Annotated in this window: 16 protein-coding genes; 5 read left to right on the forward strand and 11 right to left on the reverse strand. The window is 62.8% G+C overall.

The genetic code is table 11. The features are described 5' to 3' along the window. Positions 1-5 precede the first annotated feature (5 nt). The 5 genes from ACFFP0_RS00455 to ACFFP0_RS00475 form a co-directional block, all read right to left on the reverse strand. Positions 6-2,042: an ASKHA domain-containing protein gene (locus ACFFP0_RS00455; protein ID WP_377254436.1), complete on the reverse strand. Its 2,037-nt coding sequence runs from the start codon at positions 2,040-2,042 to the stop codon at positions 6-8. Between the two features lie 32 nt (positions 2,043-2,074). Continuing rightward, positions 2,075-3,043 carry a methyltetrahydrofolate cobalamin methyltransferase gene (locus tag ACFFP0_RS00460; protein WP_377254439.1) on the reverse strand — a complete coding sequence of 323 codons (969 nt, stop codon included), beginning with the start codon at positions 3,041-3,043 and terminating at the stop codon, positions 2,075-2,077. Positions 3,044-3,097: 54 nt separating this feature from the next. Continuing rightward, positions 3,098-3,400, reverse strand: a complete 303-nt coding sequence (locus ACFFP0_RS00465; RefSeq protein ID WP_377254442.1) for a virulence factor — start codon at positions 3,398-3,400, stop codon at positions 3,098-3,100. A gap of 103 nt (positions 3,401-3,503) precedes the next feature. Then, entirely contained in the window at positions 3,504-4,280 is a 777-nt protein-coding gene (locus ACFFP0_RS00470; protein ID WP_377254445.1) for a formyl transferase, read from the reverse strand. Positions 4,281-4,333: 53 nt separating this feature from the next. Continuing rightward, on the reverse strand, positions 4,334-4,975 hold the full coding sequence (locus ACFFP0_RS00475; RefSeq protein WP_377254448.1) for a DUF1638 domain-containing protein: 642 nt from the start codon (positions 4,973-4,975) through the stop codon (positions 4,334-4,336). A gap of 14 nt (positions 4,976-4,989) precedes the next feature. On the opposite strand from ACFFP0_RS00475, the gene ACFFP0_RS00480 reads away from it, so the two are divergent. Beyond that, positions 4,990-5,148, forward strand: a complete 159-nt coding sequence (locus ACFFP0_RS00480) for an entericidin domain-containing protein (RefSeq protein WP_377254451.1) — start codon at positions 4,990-4,992, stop codon at positions 5,146-5,148. Positions 5,149-5,179: 31 nt separating this feature from the next. On the opposite strand, the gene ACFFP0_RS00485 is transcribed toward ACFFP0_RS00480, so the two are convergent. Beyond that, on the reverse strand, positions 5,180-5,881 hold the full coding sequence (locus ACFFP0_RS00485) for a cobalamin B12-binding domain-containing protein (protein ID WP_377254453.1): 702 nt from the start codon (positions 5,879-5,881) through the stop codon (positions 5,180-5,182). Between the two features lie 254 nt (positions 5,882-6,135). On the opposite strand from ACFFP0_RS00485, the gene ACFFP0_RS00490 reads away from it, so the two are divergent. The 4 genes from ACFFP0_RS00490 to ACFFP0_RS00505 all read left to right on the forward strand — a co-directional run bounded on the left by ACFFP0_RS00490 (position 6,136) and on the right by ACFFP0_RS00505 (position 11,174). Further along, the gene (locus ACFFP0_RS00490) at positions 6,136-7,710 is read left to right on the forward strand and encodes a trimethylamine methyltransferase family protein (RefSeq protein ID WP_377254456.1); all 1,575 of its coding nucleotides are present in this window, start codon (positions 6,136-6,138) and stop codon (positions 7,708-7,710) included. A gap of 101 nt (positions 7,711-7,811) precedes the next feature. After that, positions 7,812-8,486, forward strand: coding sequence for a ferredoxin family protein (locus tag ACFFP0_RS00495; protein WP_377254459.1), 675 nt, complete (start codon positions 7,812-7,814; stop codon positions 8,484-8,486). An 85-nt stretch (positions 8,487-8,571) separates the two neighbouring features. Continuing rightward, a complete protein-coding gene (locus ACFFP0_RS00500; RefSeq protein WP_377254462.1) occupies positions 8,572-9,099 on the forward strand; it encodes an RNA polymerase sigma factor in 528 nt (175 codons plus the stop codon). Next, positions 9,096-11,174, forward strand: a complete 2,079-nt coding sequence (locus tag ACFFP0_RS00505) for a vWA domain-containing protein (protein WP_377254572.1) — start codon at positions 9,096-9,098, stop codon at positions 11,172-11,174. The genes ACFFP0_RS00500 and ACFFP0_RS00505 overlap by 4 nt, the downstream gene beginning before the upstream one ends. Positions 11,175-11,215: 41 nt before the next feature. Here the strand turns inward: ACFFP0_RS00505 and ACFFP0_RS00510 are convergent, their stop codons facing one another. The 5 genes from ACFFP0_RS00510 to ACFFP0_RS00530 form a co-directional block, all read right to left on the reverse strand. Further along, the gene (locus tag ACFFP0_RS00510; protein ID WP_377254464.1) at positions 11,216-11,566 is read right to left on the reverse strand and encodes a hypothetical protein; all 351 of its coding nucleotides are present in this window, start codon (positions 11,564-11,566) and stop codon (positions 11,216-11,218) included. 23 nt (positions 11,567-11,589) lie between these two features. Beyond that, on the reverse strand, positions 11,590-12,603 hold the full coding sequence (bmt, locus tag ACFFP0_RS00515) for a betaine--homocysteine S-methyltransferase (RefSeq protein WP_377254467.1): 1,014 nt from the start codon (positions 12,601-12,603) through the stop codon (positions 11,590-11,592). Positions 12,604-12,699: 96 nt separating this feature from the next. Then, positions 12,700-13,752, reverse strand: coding sequence for a quaternary amine ABC transporter ATP-binding protein (locus ACFFP0_RS00520; RefSeq protein ID WP_377254470.1), 1,053 nt, complete (start codon positions 13,750-13,752; stop codon positions 12,700-12,702). 261 nt (positions 13,753-14,013) lie between these two features. After that, positions 14,014-15,009, reverse strand: a complete 996-nt coding sequence (locus ACFFP0_RS00525; RefSeq protein ID WP_377254473.1) for an ABC transporter substrate-binding protein — start codon at positions 15,007-15,009, stop codon at positions 14,014-14,016. 643 nt (positions 15,010-15,652) lie between these two features. Next, positions 15,653-15,796 carry a hypothetical protein gene (locus ACFFP0_RS00530; RefSeq protein WP_377254476.1) on the reverse strand — a complete coding sequence of 48 codons (144 nt, stop codon included), beginning with the start codon at positions 15,794-15,796 and terminating at the stop codon, positions 15,653-15,655. Positions 15,797-16,076 lie beyond the last annotated feature (280 nt).

The raw sequence follows: 16,076 nt of genomic DNA on the forward strand, positions 1-16,076 counted from the left end.
TTGCCCTATCCGCGGTCGCGGCGACGTCTGCGGCCGCCGCCTTCACTTATGCCGTCGACCGGTATCCTGCGCTCCGGCAGGGTTATCGCCGCGCTGAGATGAGGGAAGGCGTCGACCTTGTTGGGCACAGCCATGGCGGCCACGAAGTGCTCCTGAAACCTTGGTTCAAGAGCCGTCTCTATCTTATCGATTTTTCTAACGGTTTCTTCGATCTCCCGCCGGTATTCCCGGTTGAGGAGGCACATGCGGGCACCGGTGCCCGCGGCGTTGCCGACCGCCTTCACTTTCTCAAGGTCGCAGTCGGGGATCAGGCCCAGGACCATCGCGTATTTCGGGTCGATGAACGTGCCGAAGGCCCCGGCGAGGCCGATCCGGTCGACCTGGGTCACGCCCTGCTTGTCCATCAGCAGTTTCACGCCGGCGTAAAGCGCTGCCTTTGCAAGCTGGATGGCGCGCACGTCGTTCTGCGTCACCGTGATGCGTGGTTCGCCATCATGCAGGAGATAGGAGAATGTGCGGCCGCTGGCGACGATGCGGGGGCTACGTCCGGCGAGCGACCCGTCCACGACGCCGTCTTCGGAAATGATGCCGGCGAGATACATTTCGGCGATCACCTCGATGATGCCGGAACCGCAGATGCCGGTCACGCCTGTTGCCGCGGCAGCATCGGCGAAACCCGGCTCGTCAGACCATTGCTCGACGCCGATGACCCGGAAGCGTGGCTCCAGGGTGACGGGATCGATACGGACCCGCTCGATCGCCCCCGCCGCCGCACGTTGCCCGGAGGATATTTCGGCGCCCTCAAATGCCGGACCGGTGGGCGATGAGGCCGCGATGACACGCGTCCGGTTGCCGAGGACAATTTCCGCGTTGGTGCCGATATCGACCAGCAGCATCATCTCATCCTGGCGGTGCGGACCTTCGGAAAGCGTCGCTGCGGCCGCATCCGCGCCCACGTGGCCGGCGATGCAGGGAAGCATATAGGTGCGCGTGCCTTCGTTCATCGACAGGCCGATCTCGGAAGACCTGACCTTGACCGCACCGGAAACGGCAAGCGCAAAGGGCGCCCCGCCCAGCTCCGTCGGGTCGATGCCCAGAAAAAGATGATGCATGATCGGATTTCCGACGAAGACGCTGTCGAGGATGTCGGCGCGCGAAATGCCGCCTTCAACGCAGACCTTGTCGATCAGTCCGTTCAAGGCCTCCCTCACGGCGGCCGTCATCGCTTCGCGGCCATCCGGATTCATCATCACGTAGGAGACCCGGCTCATCAGGTCCTCGCCAAAGCGGATCTGCGGGTTTGACGTGCCCGAGGAGGCGACCGTGCGGCCCGAGAGCAGGGAAGAAAGATGCATGGCGATCGTCGTCGAGCCGATATCGCAGGCGATCCCATAAGCCTCGTTCTTGAGGCCCGGATAAAGCGCGATGAGGCGCGGGCGGCCGTCTTCCCGGTCCTTGTGGATCGCCGCCGTGACCTTCCATTCGCCCTTGCGCAGGATCGACTGCACTTTCGGGATGAGGTGGAAATCCACGTCGAGATCGTCGAAATGCCAGTCGTGGGAAAGGGCGGATTTCAACCGGTCGAGATCGCCGAGCGGCTTTTCCATATCCGGCTCTTCGACCTCGACGTAGCACATGCGGATCGCCGCATTGCGGTCGAAGACACGCTCGTCGGCCGCCTTGCGCACGACCTGCGCGTTGATCACCGTATCCTGCGGCACGTCGATGACGAGATCGCCGAGGATCAGGGCGGAACAGGAAAGGCGGCGGCCTTCTGGAAGGCCGCGCACGCGGTCGTAGTGCTCCTCCTTCGGGCCGACCGGCGAGAGGTGGTCGTCGGACGAGACGATGCCGTGCTTGGCGAAATTGCCTTCCTGCACCGCGACCTGGCAGCGCCCGCAGGTCGCCCGCCCGCCGCAGACGCTCTCGACATAGACGCCGAGCCGGCGGGCGGCTTCGAGCACCGGCGTGCCGACCGGAAACCGGCCACGCTTGCCGGATGGCATGAAGAGGACGAGGGGATGGACGGTGGTATCGTTCATTTTATTGCTTCACGACAGTCTCCTGTCGCGTCTTACTCCGTTCTTGCGCCGACACCAGCCCTGGCCGCACGTCCGCCGCGACGGCCGCCGTTGCCGGCTGGGGCCGGGGCGGCGGCTGCCGCTGCCGCGCCGCCTTCGGCCGGCTTGTAGTCGCGGTAGGTCATGATCCAGTGGCTGCAATTCTGGTCGGTGCCGTTGAGGACGTTGGCTGCGCGAACGGCTTCCATTTCCTGGGGCCGGCAGGGGTTCATGATCGCGGAAGTCATGCCGGCGCCGATCACCATCGGGATGAAGCCGGCATTGATGCCATGGCGATGCGGCAGGCCGAAGGAGATGTTGGAAAGGCCGCAGGTCGTGTTGACCTTCAGCTCCTCGCGCAGGCGGCGCAGCAGTGCAAAGACCTGCAGCCCGGCGGAGCCGAGCGCGCCGATCGGCATGACCAGGGGATCGACGACGATGTCGTGGCTCTTGATGCCGTGATCGGCGGCGCGCTCGACGATCTTCCTGGCAACCGCGAAGCGCACGTCCGGGTCCATGGAAATGCCGGTCTCGTCATTGGAGATCGCCACGACCGGCACGTCGTATTTCCTGCAGAGCGGCAGGATGGCTTCCAGCTTCTCCTCTTCGCCGGTGACGGAGTTGACGAGCGGCCGGCCCTTGGCGACCTTCAACGCCGCCTCGATCGCCGCCGTCACGGAACTGTCGATCGACAGCGGCACATCCACAAGGTTCTGGACGATTTCCAGCGTCCTGACGAGCAGCGGCGGTTCGGTCTCGTTCGGGTTGACGGCCGTCACCCCGGCATTGACGTCAAGCATGGTCGCGCCCGCGGCAACCTGTTCCAGCGCATCCCTGACGACGGTGTCGAAGTTGCCTTCGACCATTTCCGCCGCAAGCTTCTTCCGGCCGGTCGGGTTGATGCGCTCGCCTATCACGCAGAAGGGCTGGTCGAAGCCGATCACGATTTCCCGGGTCGCGGATGCAACGATGGTGCGGGTCATTAATTCCTCCGGGCCTTCCTCTTGGGGGCCGAACTGGTTGTTGCTGTTCGTGCGTCAGGCCGGTTCGCGGCCGCCGGCCTTTACCAGCGCCACCAGCCGTTCCTTGTCGTAGATCGTCTCGAGCTCGGCTGCCGCCTTGTCCGCCTCGGCTTCCAGGTCGTCGGAAACGGGCACCGGATCGGCCTTGCGCCAATCCGCGAGATAGTCGTCGGTCTCCGAAGCTCCGGTCCGCATGGCGCACATGTCGATCGCCTCGGTGAAGCGCAGCGAAAGCTCCCGCTTGGCGGTCTTGCGGCCTTGCCTGATGATCACCTGAGCCGGAATGTCCCGCCAGTAGACGATGATGCAGTCGGCCATGAATTCCTCCGTGTCGAGGACAAGCATGCACGCGCGCAACGCCGGGGACTGCGCTTGCCACGACGTCGCACAGAGCAAAAAACGACGTGGCACAAGATCGCGGCTACCAGATGCGTTTCGTAAGGCCGTGGTAGACCCAGGTCCAGATCGGCGGGGGGAACCGAAGTGCGGAAATGCCGTTCGGCTGGCGGGGCTTCAATGTGCCGTTGATGGCATCTTCCAGCGCCCGGACGCTGATATCGACGCAAGCGGCGGTCATCAGCAGCGGATAGGTGGCGAGGCTGTCGGAGCGCGAAGGCGTCAGCCGTTTTTCGTAAAGCGTGCCGCCGGTATCGATACCCTTGTCCACCAGGTGCACGGTCGCGCCGAAATTCTTCCCGTCGCGTTCGACGAGCGACCAGTAGCCGCCCATCTGGCCGCGATACATGGGATTGATGCCGGCGTGGAAATTGATGACCGGGCAGGGGATGGCGGCAAGCGTTGCGGGCGAGAGGATGCGACAGGATATGGTGAAGACCGCAGCGGGTTCGAGCATTGTCACCGCTACGTGACAGGCCGGGTCGTTGAGCGACGGCACAAGCGTCACGGGGATCGCCGGATCGGGTTCGGCGGAAAGGCCGTGGTCGCGGATGATTTCGTCCGAGCGCCGGGCCGCGACGCTCTTGCCAAGCCTCGAAGCGATCATGGTCGCAAGCTGCCCGAGCGCCGTGGGCCAGCCGAAACGTTTCGCGCGGCGCCTGAGCAGCATGCCCTTCGATTCGGGCTCTTCCCGGATCACATGCAGGTCGGGAAAATGTCTTGCGAGCGCATTGATCATCACCTGCGGATTGAGCCCGCCGGCCGTCATCACCACGATCCGAGAAGAGGTCTGTTCCTGCATGTGCCACCCCGTTGCGCAGAGTCGCACTGTTCTCCGGAAGCTGAAAGAAACGGTTAAGCCGACCGTAACGCTTGCGTGAGGTCTCCGTAGCCGGTGAAGCGGTATTCGTAGACGAGGCCGAGATAATCGGCGGCAGCGCGGGCCTTTTCCTGCAAGGTTTGGTCTTCCTGCTGCGAAAGGTAGACGAGCTTTCTGTAGTTGCCGAAATACATGTCTTTCAGTTCGGGGTGCTGGTCGAGGCCGAGCGGTTCGATGACGAAGGCCTCGAACTGGCGGGCCAGGAAATCCGTCAGGAAGAAGGAAAGCAGGTCCTCATCCGCCTTCGCCGCAAAGGCTTCATTGCCGGCAAAAAACGAGTAGCAATGCGGGCCTTCGATCCGGGCAATCTTCTCGCGCTCGCAGAGGCGGTCGATCTCGCCGCCGGTGCCGCAATCGGCATAAGCGAAGAAGATCTTGCCGAACCCTGCGGCGCGTGCCTCGGCGACCGCATTTTCCAGGCCCGGAACGATCTTTTGCGGATAGGCGTGCCAGATCGCGGGCAGGCAGTTGAGGTCGATATGATCGAGCCCCTGCTGGCTGCAGACGGCCAGAATCTCCCGCGCGATCGCTCCGCAGGCGATCACATGAACCTTTTCGCCAGTTGAGCGTTCCTTAGCCGGAAATTCTCTTTCCGGAACAATTCGATCCCTATCCATCGGAGTATTCTATCATGACGGCCAAGACAGTCACGCTAATCGCCGCGCTTCTCGCGACGATGGTTTCGCTTGCCTCCTGCGGCAACACCATACGCGGCATGGGCAGGGACACGGCGAATGCCGTCGATGCCACCCAGGATGCCGGCCGCCGCGTCGAACGCGCTGCCCGTTGATAGACCCGACAACGCATTTGCCGCCGGAATCTCAGATACCGGCGGCGAGGCTGTTGTGCTTGCGGCGGATGAAGTCCTTGGCCGTTTCGACGGCGACCGCCGCGTCGCGGCAATAGGCATCGGCGCCGACAGCCTTGCCGAATTCCTCATTCAGAGGCGCGCCGCCGACGAGGACGACATAGTCGTCGCGAATGCCCTTTTCCTTCATCGTGTCGATGACGACCTTCATATAGGGCATGGTCGTGGTCAGCAGCGCCGACATGCCGAGAATATCGGGCTTTTCCCGCTCTATGGCTTCGAGATAGTTTTCGACCGGATTGTTGATGCCCAGGTCGATCACGTCGAAGCCCGCTCCCTCCATCATCATGCCGACGAGGTTCTTGCCTATGTCGTGGATGTCGCCCTTGACGGTGCCGATGACCATCTTGCCGAGCTTCGGCGCACCTGTTTCAGCGAGAAGCGGACGCAGGATGTTCATGCCGGCCTTCATAGCGTTGGCGGAAAGCAGCACTTCCGGCACGAAAAGGATGCCGTCGCGGAAATCTATGCCGACGATGCGCATGCCCTCGACCAGCGCCTGTGTCAGGACGTCGTAGGGCGTCCAGCCGCGCTCCAGCAGGATATTCGTGGCTTCCTCGATCTCCTCCTTGAGGCCGTCGTAAAGGTCGTCGTGCATCTGCTGCACGAGTTCCTCGTCGGGGAGTTCCGAAAGGATGATTTCATCGTCGGACATGGGATGCTTCCCTTCACGTTCGCGGGACCGGCAAATCAGCGTTCGCCTTCATCGAATATCTGTACCTTCAAATCATTCGGTAATTTCTTTTGTATGCGACAGCGGCGCGTCGGAAAAACGACGGACGGCAATGCGGGCAAATGTCTGTCCTGCGCAAACCCGTGACGCAGAAAGGCAGGGCTCGGCCTGCGCATGAGCTTAGCATGGCACATCGGGAATGACAGGCGCGAGAACGGCGCGAGGCGAGGAACATCATGGACGATCTCACCCAGCAGACGGAACCGGCAGGCGGCGCAGGACGGCGCGGTCGCGGCGAACGGGGAGCGGCAGGCCGCCGCGCAGCCCGCACTGGCAGCGGTCCGGGGCCTTCGCTGCCCTATATCACCCGCAGGATCGGGGTCTATGAAGTGCTCGACGAGGAGGGCCTTGCTCTCATCGAACGCAATGCCGATACGATTCTCGAAGAAATCGGCATCGAGTTCCGCGACGACGATGAGGCGCTCGACCTCTGGAAGGGGGCCGGCGCGGATGTCCGGGGGCACCGCGTGCATTTCCCGAAGGGGCTTTGCCGCGAACTCCTGAAGACCGCACCGAAGGAGTTCACCTGGTACGCCCGCAACCCGGAGCGCAATGTGCACATAGGCAGCAATGCGACCGTCTTCGCCCCCGTCTACGGTCCTCCCTTCGTCCGCGATCTCGATGGCAAACGCCGCTATGCGACGATCGAGGATTTCCGCAATTTCGTGAAGCTGTCCTACATGGCCCCGTCCATGCATTCGTCCGGCGGCACGGTGTGCGAGCCTGTCGACGTGCCGGTCAACAAGCGCCACCTCGACATGGTCTACAGCCATATCAAATATTCCGACAAGCCGTTCATGGGCTCCGTCACCGCGCCGGAACGCGCCGAGGATACGATCGCCCTGGCGAAGATCGTCTTCGGAGACGAGTTCGTCGAGAACAACTGCGTCACGCTGAACCTCATCAACGCCAATTCGCCGATGGTGTTCGACGGCACCATGCTGGGCGCGCTGAAGGTCTATGCGCGGCATAACCAGGCCTCGGTGGTGTCGCCTTTCATCCTGTCCGGCGCCATGAGCCCGGTCACGGTCGCCGGCACGCTGACGCAGATCCTGGCCGAGGTGCTGGCGGGCGCATCGTTCACCCAGCTCATCCGCAAGGGGTCGCCAGTTCTGTTCGGCACGTTCGCCGCTTCGATCTCCATGCAGTCGGGAGCGCCGACTTTCGGCACGCCGGAACCGTCGCTGGTCTCCTACGGAGCGGCGCAACTCGCCCGCCGGCTCGGTCTGCCGTTCCGCACCGGCGGATCGCTATGCGGCTCGAAGGTGCCGGATGCGCAGGCTGCGCATGAATCGGCCAACACGCTCAATACGACGCTGCTGGCCGGCACGAATTTTGTGCTGCACGCCGCCGGCTGGCTGGAGGGCGGTCTTGTATCGTCCTACGAGAAATTCATGATCGACCAGGATCAGCTCGGCATGATGCAGAAGATGGCGCAGGGCATCGACCTTTCGGCGGAGGGGCAGGCGCTTTCGGCAATCCGCGAGGTCGGCCCCGGCAGCCATTATCTCGGCTGCACCCACACGCAGGCGCATTTCCAGACGGCCTTCTACCGTTCGCCGCTCGCCGACAACAATTCCTTCGAGCAATGGGAGATCGAAGGGGAAAAGCGGATCGAGCAGCGCGCCAACGCGCTGTGCCGCGTATGGCTGGATGCCTACGAAGCGCCGGCTCTTGATCCGGCTATCGATGAGGCCTTGCTTGCGTTCATCCGGGAGCGCAAGGATTCGATGCCGGACGCCTTCACCTGAAGAGAGCCCGATGCCGCCAGGGAGCAAGGCGGCGCCAGACTGGTCGCCGACTTCATCCAGGAAGGGGTCTGGCGCCCGCACTATAAATATCAGGGGCCGCGATGAGCCGCTCTTCGGCGATCCTCGGACAGATTTCGGTGCTCGAAGCGCATGGCATCCTCGTTCGCGGCGCGGTGAATTTCGAGTCGGGCGAGGGACCTTTGCTGTTCGACGGCTCTCGGGCTCTCTCGGTCGTGCTGCTCGGCAATGCCGGCAGTTCCATCTGGCCGGCTTTTTCCCGCTGGCAGGAAACCTATCAAGGCCCCGACCCGCTCGATACGTGGTCGAAACAGTGTATCCGGCCCTTGTCGGAGGCGCTTGGCGCGACGGCCTATTTCCCGTCCGATCCACCCTGGCAGCCGTTTCAGCAATGGGCGACGAAGGCGGAAGGCCTGAAACCCTCGCCGCTCGGCATTCTCATTCACCCGAAATACGGTCTGTGGCACGGCTATCGCGGTGCGCTCGGGTTTCCCTTCGGGATCGAGGCAGCATTGCCATCGATGGCGGATCATCCCTGCGACGACTGCCTTGAAAAACCATGCCTCGCCACCTGCCCGGTGGACGCGGTCAGCCTGCGGGGTTTCGATGTCGCCGGCTGCCGCTCCTATCTCCATAGCGGCAAGGGAAGCATATCCTGCATGATATCCGGCTGTCTCGCCCGGAATGCCTGTCCCGTGGGCGTCGATTTCCGTTATCAAGGGGCGCAGATGATGTTCCACATGAGTGCGCTCCTGTGAATATTCCAAATTTTCTGCATTTCACCCCAAGGATTTCCATCGGCTGAACGTCTAAGCTCCAGTCGACGGAAATGCGGACACGACATTGAGCGCGGAACTGGTTCAAAAGGCTTGTGACGGCGACCGAAACGCCTTCGGTGCGCTGGTCGAGGCACATTACGGTTTTATCCATTCCGTCGCCTGGCGCTGGTGCGGCACGGAACTGGATGCGGAAGACATTGTGCAGGAGGTCTGTATCCGTCTCGGCCGGTCTATCCGCACATTCAGGGGCCAGTCGGCGTTCCGCACCTGGCTCTATACGCTGACGCTGAACGTCGTGCGCGATCATCAGCGCCAGTCCGCCCGCCGCCGGCGCAACGAGGACCGGATCGCCAATGATCCGATCTTCTTCGCGCATCTCCCATCGGAAGAGGACGATCGCGGTGATTGGCTCTGGGCGGCGGTGCGGCGCCTTCCGGAAAAGCAGCGCGACGCGATGCTGCTGGTCCACAGCGAGGGGCTCAGCCATGCCGCCGCCGCCGAAATCCTCGGCTGCAGCGAGAATACGGTCTCCTGGCATCTGCACGAGGCACGCAAACGATTGAAGGACCTTCTGAAGAAGGAGGCTGTCTGACCATGACGGACGAATTCGATAAATTGAGGCGATTGCCGTCTCCGCCGGTGGTTCCGGAAGCGGTGCGCGCCCGCGCGCTTGCCGCCGCGATGCAGGCCTTCGACGCGGAAGAGAAAAAATCGTCGTCAAGCCAAGGAAGTTCCCGGTGGCTGCGTCAAAGCTCCGTCCTCAACCGGATCTGGAGCACCAGGATGGTCACCCAACATCGCTATCTTGCAGGCTCGGCGCTTGCGACGATGCTCATCATTCCCGCCGCCGCTTTCCTGACGCTGGAACTCACGCGTGGCAATCTGCCAAGCTCGGGGCAGGTCGTCTTGCCCGGGATGGCGGATGTGTCAAAACCGCAGGTCGAGCCGGCCGCGCCGAAGGCGCCGTCCGAACACGGCGGGGTGAAGCGTGAAAGGGCGCAGGGACAGGCCGTTTCGCCGCCCGCTTCGCCAAAACCGTCGGACCACGATCCGTCCGACGTGGCGGACCTGAACAACAGAGTTGCGCCTTCAGGTGGAGCCGCGAAACAGGTGGGAGAGCCTTCCGCCCCTTTCGCGCCGGCTCCGATGCCCGCTCCGACGATGATGACGGAGAGTGAAGCGCCGCTCGTCGCGGCACCCCGCTATGCGCCGGCCAAACCGGAATTGCCGCCGTCGCTCGATGAGGGGCGTAACCGGTTCGCCAGTGCCGATGCCAATCCGGTGAAAAGCGTAGCGAGCGATCCCGTCTCTACCTTCTCCGTCGATGTGGACACGGCGTCCTACTCCTTCGTCCGCCGCTCGCTGATGGAGGGACATCTTCCCGATCCCGACAGTGTGCGGGTCGAGGAGATGGTCAACTATTTCCCCTATGACTGGCCACGGCCGCAGTTCGCGGCGGAGCCGTTCCGCACCACCGTTACCGTCACGCCGACGCCGTGGAACACCGGCACCCGGCTGATGCAGGTGGCGATCAAGGGCTTTGAGACTGCGCCTTCGGCGGCGCCACCGGCCAATCTCGTGTTCCTCATCGACGTGTCGGGCTCAATGGATGCGCCGGACAAGCTGCCGCTGCTGAAAAGCGCTTTCCGCCTGCTGGTGGGCAAACTGAAGCCGGAGGACAAGGTTTCGATCGTCACCTATGCCGGCAATGCAGGAACCGTGCTCGAGCCGACCGCGGCCCGCGAGCGCGACAGGATACTGGCCGCCATCGACAATCTCCAGCCGGGCGGCTCGACGGCGGGAGCGGAAGGCATAGAAGCCGCCTACCAGCTCGCGCGGCAGGCTTTCATCCAGGGGGGCGTCAACCGGGTGATGCTGGCGACGGACGGTGATTTCAACGTCGGAGCATCGAGCGACGAGGAATTGAAACGGCTGATCGAACAGCGCCGCAGGGATGGCATATTCCTGTCGGTGCTCGGTTTCGGTCAGGGCAATCTCAACGACAGCCTGATGCAGACGCTCGCCCAGAACGGCAACGGCACGGCTGCCTATATCGATACGCTTGCCGAGGCGCAGAAGGCGCTCGTGGAGGAGGCGGGTTCGACCCTTTTTCCGATCGCCAAGGACGTCAAGATCCAGGTCGAGTTCAATCCGGAGAGGATCGCCGAATACCGCCTGATCGGTTACGAGACGCGTGCGCTGAAACGCGAGGATTTCAACAACGACCGGGTCGATGCGGGCGATATCGGTTCCGGCCATTCCGTGACGGCGATCTACGAGGTGACGCCGAAGGGCAGCGCCTCTGCGCTCAACGATCCGTTGCGCTATGGCCCGCCGGCCGCTTCGGCGCCGGCTTCCGTCTCGGACGAGATGGCCTTCGTGAAGATACGCTACAAGCAGCCCGATGGCGACAGGAGCAAGCTCATTACCACGCCGGTCTCCGAGATGAATGCCGTGCGCGATCTCGCCTCCGCCCCGCAGGACGTGCGCTTTGCGACGGCGGTTGCGGCCTTCGCCCAGAAACTGCGCGGTACGGATGCGCTGGAAAGCTATCCTTACCGGGCGATCCTCGACATGGCGCGCAATGCCCGCGGCGAGGACCCGTTCGGTTATCGCGGCGGTTTCCTGGATCTGGTGCGGCTCGCTGAAACGCTGGATCGTCGCTGAAGCGGTTTTGCCAAAAGCGCATAACCGCTTCAGAACAGGTGCTAGATATTCGCCTTGGGATAGGCCCGCTCCAGTCCGCCGGAGCGGGTCAGTCCCTCGCGAAAGGCGGCATAGGCGGGATGCTGGCTGGATTTCGCCGCTTCCATCAGTCGCATCTGCAGGCGGGCGGGGGCGGTGTTACCCACCCACTCGCCGCATTTCCGCAGTTTCAGCGAATTCAGGAAACGGGCCTCGGACGCCTGATCGAGATGGAGGTGCAGGCCGTCGAGAAGAAGATCGTCGGATGCGGGATTTTCCATCAGCAGCGCAAGCCAGCCCTGTTGATCGGCCGAAAGGCCCGCAAGGCTTTCCGCCACCGTCTCGCGACTTCCGATAGGGGATATGTTCGCCATTTCAGCCTCCGCGATGTGAGGTTTCACCCGCGGCGGCGACGCCTTTCCCGGCCGGAATCGCCACCCGATTCGCTGGCGGTCTTATTGCGCAGCGGGCCGATCTTGTCGATGATTTCCTCGATCGTCGGCCTCGGGCGCGGGGTGTAATCGTCCAGCGCCTTGCGCATCGCTGCGAGGTGCTCACATGACGTCCCGCAGCAGCCGCCGATGATTTTCGCACCGGCGTCGCGCGCGAGCCTGGCATATTCGGCCATCAGCGGCGGTGTGCCCGAGTAGTAAATCTTCGCGCCCCGATATTCCGGGATGCCGCAATTGCCCTTCACGATGGTGATCGCCTGCGGGTCTGCCGCGGTCATGTCGAGCAGGCTCGACAGGATATCGGATGCGCCGACGCCGCAATTGGCACCCACGGCCACGGGACCATCGCCGATATCCCCGGCGACCCCATGAATATCCTTCGGGTCGAGGCCCATCATCGTCCTGCCGGCGGTATCGAAGGAGCCGGTACAGGTGTAGGGCAGGCCGACCCTGACGGCTGCTTCCGCCGCGGCGCGGATTTCATCCGGCGAGGACATGGTTTCGATCCAGGCGATCTCGGCGCCCCCGGCCTTCAGCCCTTCTATCTGTTCGGCAAAAGCGGCGACCGCATCCTCATAGGATAGCGCGCCAAGCGGGATCAGCAGCTCGCCGGTCGGTCCGACCGAGCCGGCGACGATCACCCTGCGGCCGGCCTTGCCGGCAACCGCCCGGGCGATCTCGGCGGCCCGCCTGTTCAATTCATGGACACGGCCTTCCGCCTTGTGCAGCTTCAACCGGTGGCGCGTGCCGCCAAAGGAATTGGTGAGGATGATATCGGCGCCTGCATCGACGAAATCCTGATGCAGTTTCGCGATCTTATCCGGTGCGGTCTTATTCCAGAGTTCCGGCGCTTCGCCAGCTTCAAGCCCCATGGCGAACAGATTGGTGCCCGTCGCGCCATCCGCGAGGAGCACGCCTTTTTCGGCAAGGAGTTCGGTCAAGGCGTTGGCGGTCGGCATCACGGGCGTTCCTGACGGAGGAGGGCAATCCATATAAGGACTCCTTTATATGCCTTCACGCTGCGGCCATCCGCCTTTTCGCGACACCCGGGCTTCTTATTCCGCCGCCATTTTCCCCGCTTCGCTCGATGCCGGCGTGACCATGGCGGCGATGATCGTCCGGAGATCCAGAACGCCGACCGGCGCGCCGTTCTCGTCCACCACGACCGCGCGCGCCTGATCCGCCTCCGTCATCTGCCTTGCGGCGGTTTCGAGGGTTGCCTCCGCCGCGATCTTCAGGCCGTCTGTTGTGCCATCGAGCGGCCGCATCACGGTTCGGGTGCGGATGACACGGCCGCGGTTCACTTCCTTCACGAACGCGGTGATGTAGTTATCCGCGGGCGAAAGCACGATCTCCTGTCCCGTTCCCTGCTGTATGACCCGGCCGTCGCGCAGGATGGCGATCTTGTCGCCGAGCCGTAGCGCCTCGTCGAGATCGTGGGTGATGAAGACGACGGTCTTCCTGAGTTCGGCCTGCAGGTCGAGCAGCACAGTCTGCATGTCGACGCGGATGAGCGGGTCGAGGGCCGAATATGCCTCGTCCATCAGAAGGATGTCGGCGTCGTTGGCAAGGGCGCGGGCAAGCCCCACGCGCTGCTGCATTCCGCCCGAAAGCTGGTTGGGATAGTGCTTTTCGAAGCCGGAAAGCCCCACGCGCTCGATCCAGTACTGAGCGCGCTTGACGCTTTCGGAGCGCGGGACGCCCTGTATGTCGAGGCCGTAGACGGTGTTCTCGATGACCGTGCGATGGGGCAGGAGCGCGAATTTCTGGAAGACCATGGCCGTCTTGTGGCGGCGGAATTCGCGCAGGTCCTTCTCGTTCATCCGGCAGATGTCGGCGCCGTCGTAAACGACCTCGCCGGCGGTCGGCTCGATCAGCCGGTTGATGTGGCGGATCAGCGTCGACTTGCCGGAGCCGGAAAGTCCCATCACGACCGTGATGCCGCCGGCGGGCATGGAGATGTTGATGTCCTTGAGGCCCAATACGTGGCCGTGCTTTTCGTTGAGTTCGGCTTTCGTCATGCCAGCCTTGACGGCTTCCACATAGTCGCTGCCGAAGGGGCCGAAGATCTTGTAGAGGCTCTTGATCTCGATTCCGTGGCTGGCCATCGATTACCTCCGCGTGCCTGTGCGGGCGCTCGCCGGCATGCCTTGGAAACAGTTCTCCAGAAAGCTGCAATTTGCCATGATTTTTCCCTTGTCTGTTTCTGTTGTCGCTCGCGCGTCGCATGACTTTCCAAGCGCGGGAGGTAAATCCCGGCAGCCGTGCCGAAAGTATTGCGTAGCGGCAAGCGGGCTACGCCACCTGGGGCGACATACGGGGCAGAGCCTGCGACACGAACAGGCCGGGCCGGCTTTCGGGCCATGGCGTCAGAGAGACGCGCTGACCTTGTCGGCGACCTCGGGCGGGACCCATTTGGTCCAGATATCCGGCATGGCCTTGAGAAAATGCCGCGCGGCATCCTCGTTGGTGCCCTTGTTCTCCTCCTGCCAGGCAAGGAGGCCGTTGACCGTCGCGTTGCTCCACTTGCGCTTCTTCATATAGTCCATCGCGACGTCCGCCTTTTCGGCAAATTGCCTTGTCACGAGCGTGAAGGCCTGCGACGTCGGATAGGAATTGACCTTCGGGTTCTGGCAAACGGGTACCGCTGTGCAGGCGTCCCATTCCGCCCTGTCATGCGGCACTTCGAAGGAAAGTTTCACCATCGGATATTTGCCGAGGATGGCTGTCGGCGCCCAATAGTAGCCGAGCCAGCCGGTCTTCTTCTCGAAGGCGCGGGCGATCGAGCCATCCAGACCGGCTGCGGAGCCGGTATCGACCAAATCGAAATTCTTGCCCTTCGCGCCGAGGGCCTGGTAAAGATTGGCGGTCGAAACCTGGCAGCTCCAGCCTGTCGGGCAGTTATGGATGGCGCCCCGGGAAGGGGTGTCCTGGGCGGGGAAGAGTTCCGGGTGGGCCAGCGCCTGCTGTACCGTCCTGATGTCCGGATGGGCATCGGCGAGAAACTTCGGAATCCACCAGCCCTCGACGGCGCCATCGGCGAGGATTTCCGTGGCGATGACCAGCCGGCCCTCCGTCACGGCCTTGTCGAGAAGGGTGCGGACGGAGTTGACCCAGAATTCCGGAGCGATGTCCGGCTGGCCTTTCTCGTTCATCGAGGTGAAGGTCGGTATGGTGTCGCCGGTAACGAGCCGGACGGTGCAGCCGTATCCCTTTTCGAGGATGATCTTGTCGACATTGGCCGCAATGCCTGCCGATGCCCAATTCATCTCGGCGACCGAAACGGAGCCGCATTCGGCCTGGGCGGAACCGGCAAAGGCATAAAGGCCGGCGGCAAAGACAGCGGAAGCAAGGAATTTCTTCATCTCAGGACCTCCCGGTCTTTTCGCCGCGGTATTCACGCAAGGCCTGCCGGGCCGATGTATCGGCTGCGCATCCGCGGCACATTCACACAGATGCCGCGCATTTATATGTCAGCGGGGAACAGGGTACGATTTTGCCTTCGGAAATCAACCTGGCATGGGCGCCTGTCGTGGGCGAATGTCATGGGCGAATGTGCGGTGCGAGGGCAAATATCGGGGTCTCGTCGAGGCGCATGTCGGCCGAGACATCATCGGTTGCCGTCATTTCCATTGGTAATGGCGGGAGGCGGCGAGGCGAGGGGAAATCAAGTCCGGTATCCCGCGTTCTGTGACAGGACGGCTGCGCCTGCAGATTCCCGGACTTTCCCGAACTATAAAAACGAGAGAAATTCGCGCGACTTACGGCCGATAATAACCATCCGGTAAGAATGTCACGCTATTGGTTTGCATGCGAGCGGTTAGTTCGCCTTCGGCACCGGGTTCAGGTAGTGCGTACCGGTTGCCTTTGCCGCCGGTGGCAGGCTTGAGTATTTTCGCCTGGGGCGGTCCATCTTCCGACTGTTGCCGAATTCACGATTGTCGCATCCGGAAGGGTGCGGCTGTTCGCGGTTCGGGTTTACGGTCGCCGACGGCTGACCGGGTTCGGTCAGCCGGGGCTGCTGGTGCGGATGAAGCCAAGACGCGACAGGCGCGTGTCGATCTGTCGGGTGCGACTTTCGAAGTCGTGGCGCGAGGCCCTTGCGTTCCAGGCGATCTGGACGCCGTTGTGGTTCCTGAAGATATAGAGCATCGGATGTTTCCTCGAAGATCGGCGCTGGCCGGTTGTTGTTGTGGCTGGTTTCGGGAATGGCGCCGTTGCCGGTTGCACTCAACGGGGCGTGTCGTCATCGGATGTCGCAAACAGGCTAATCGAAAGGCATACTGACAAACGTCAGGTCGCCCCTTGCGCGGAGCGGATTGACACCCATCCGCAAAGCCTGCACGATCATATCCGCAATGCGAATCCAGAGTTATCATCATCAACAGGGCCGGACGCCTCTCTTGTCTACGAATCGTCCGGTCCCCTCTGG

Origin of the sequence: Neorhizobium puerariae, assembly GCF_042429745.1 — a bacterium.
GTDB classification, from domain to species: domain Bacteria; phylum Pseudomonadota; class Alphaproteobacteria; order Rhizobiales; family Rhizobiaceae; genus Neorhizobium; species Neorhizobium puerariae.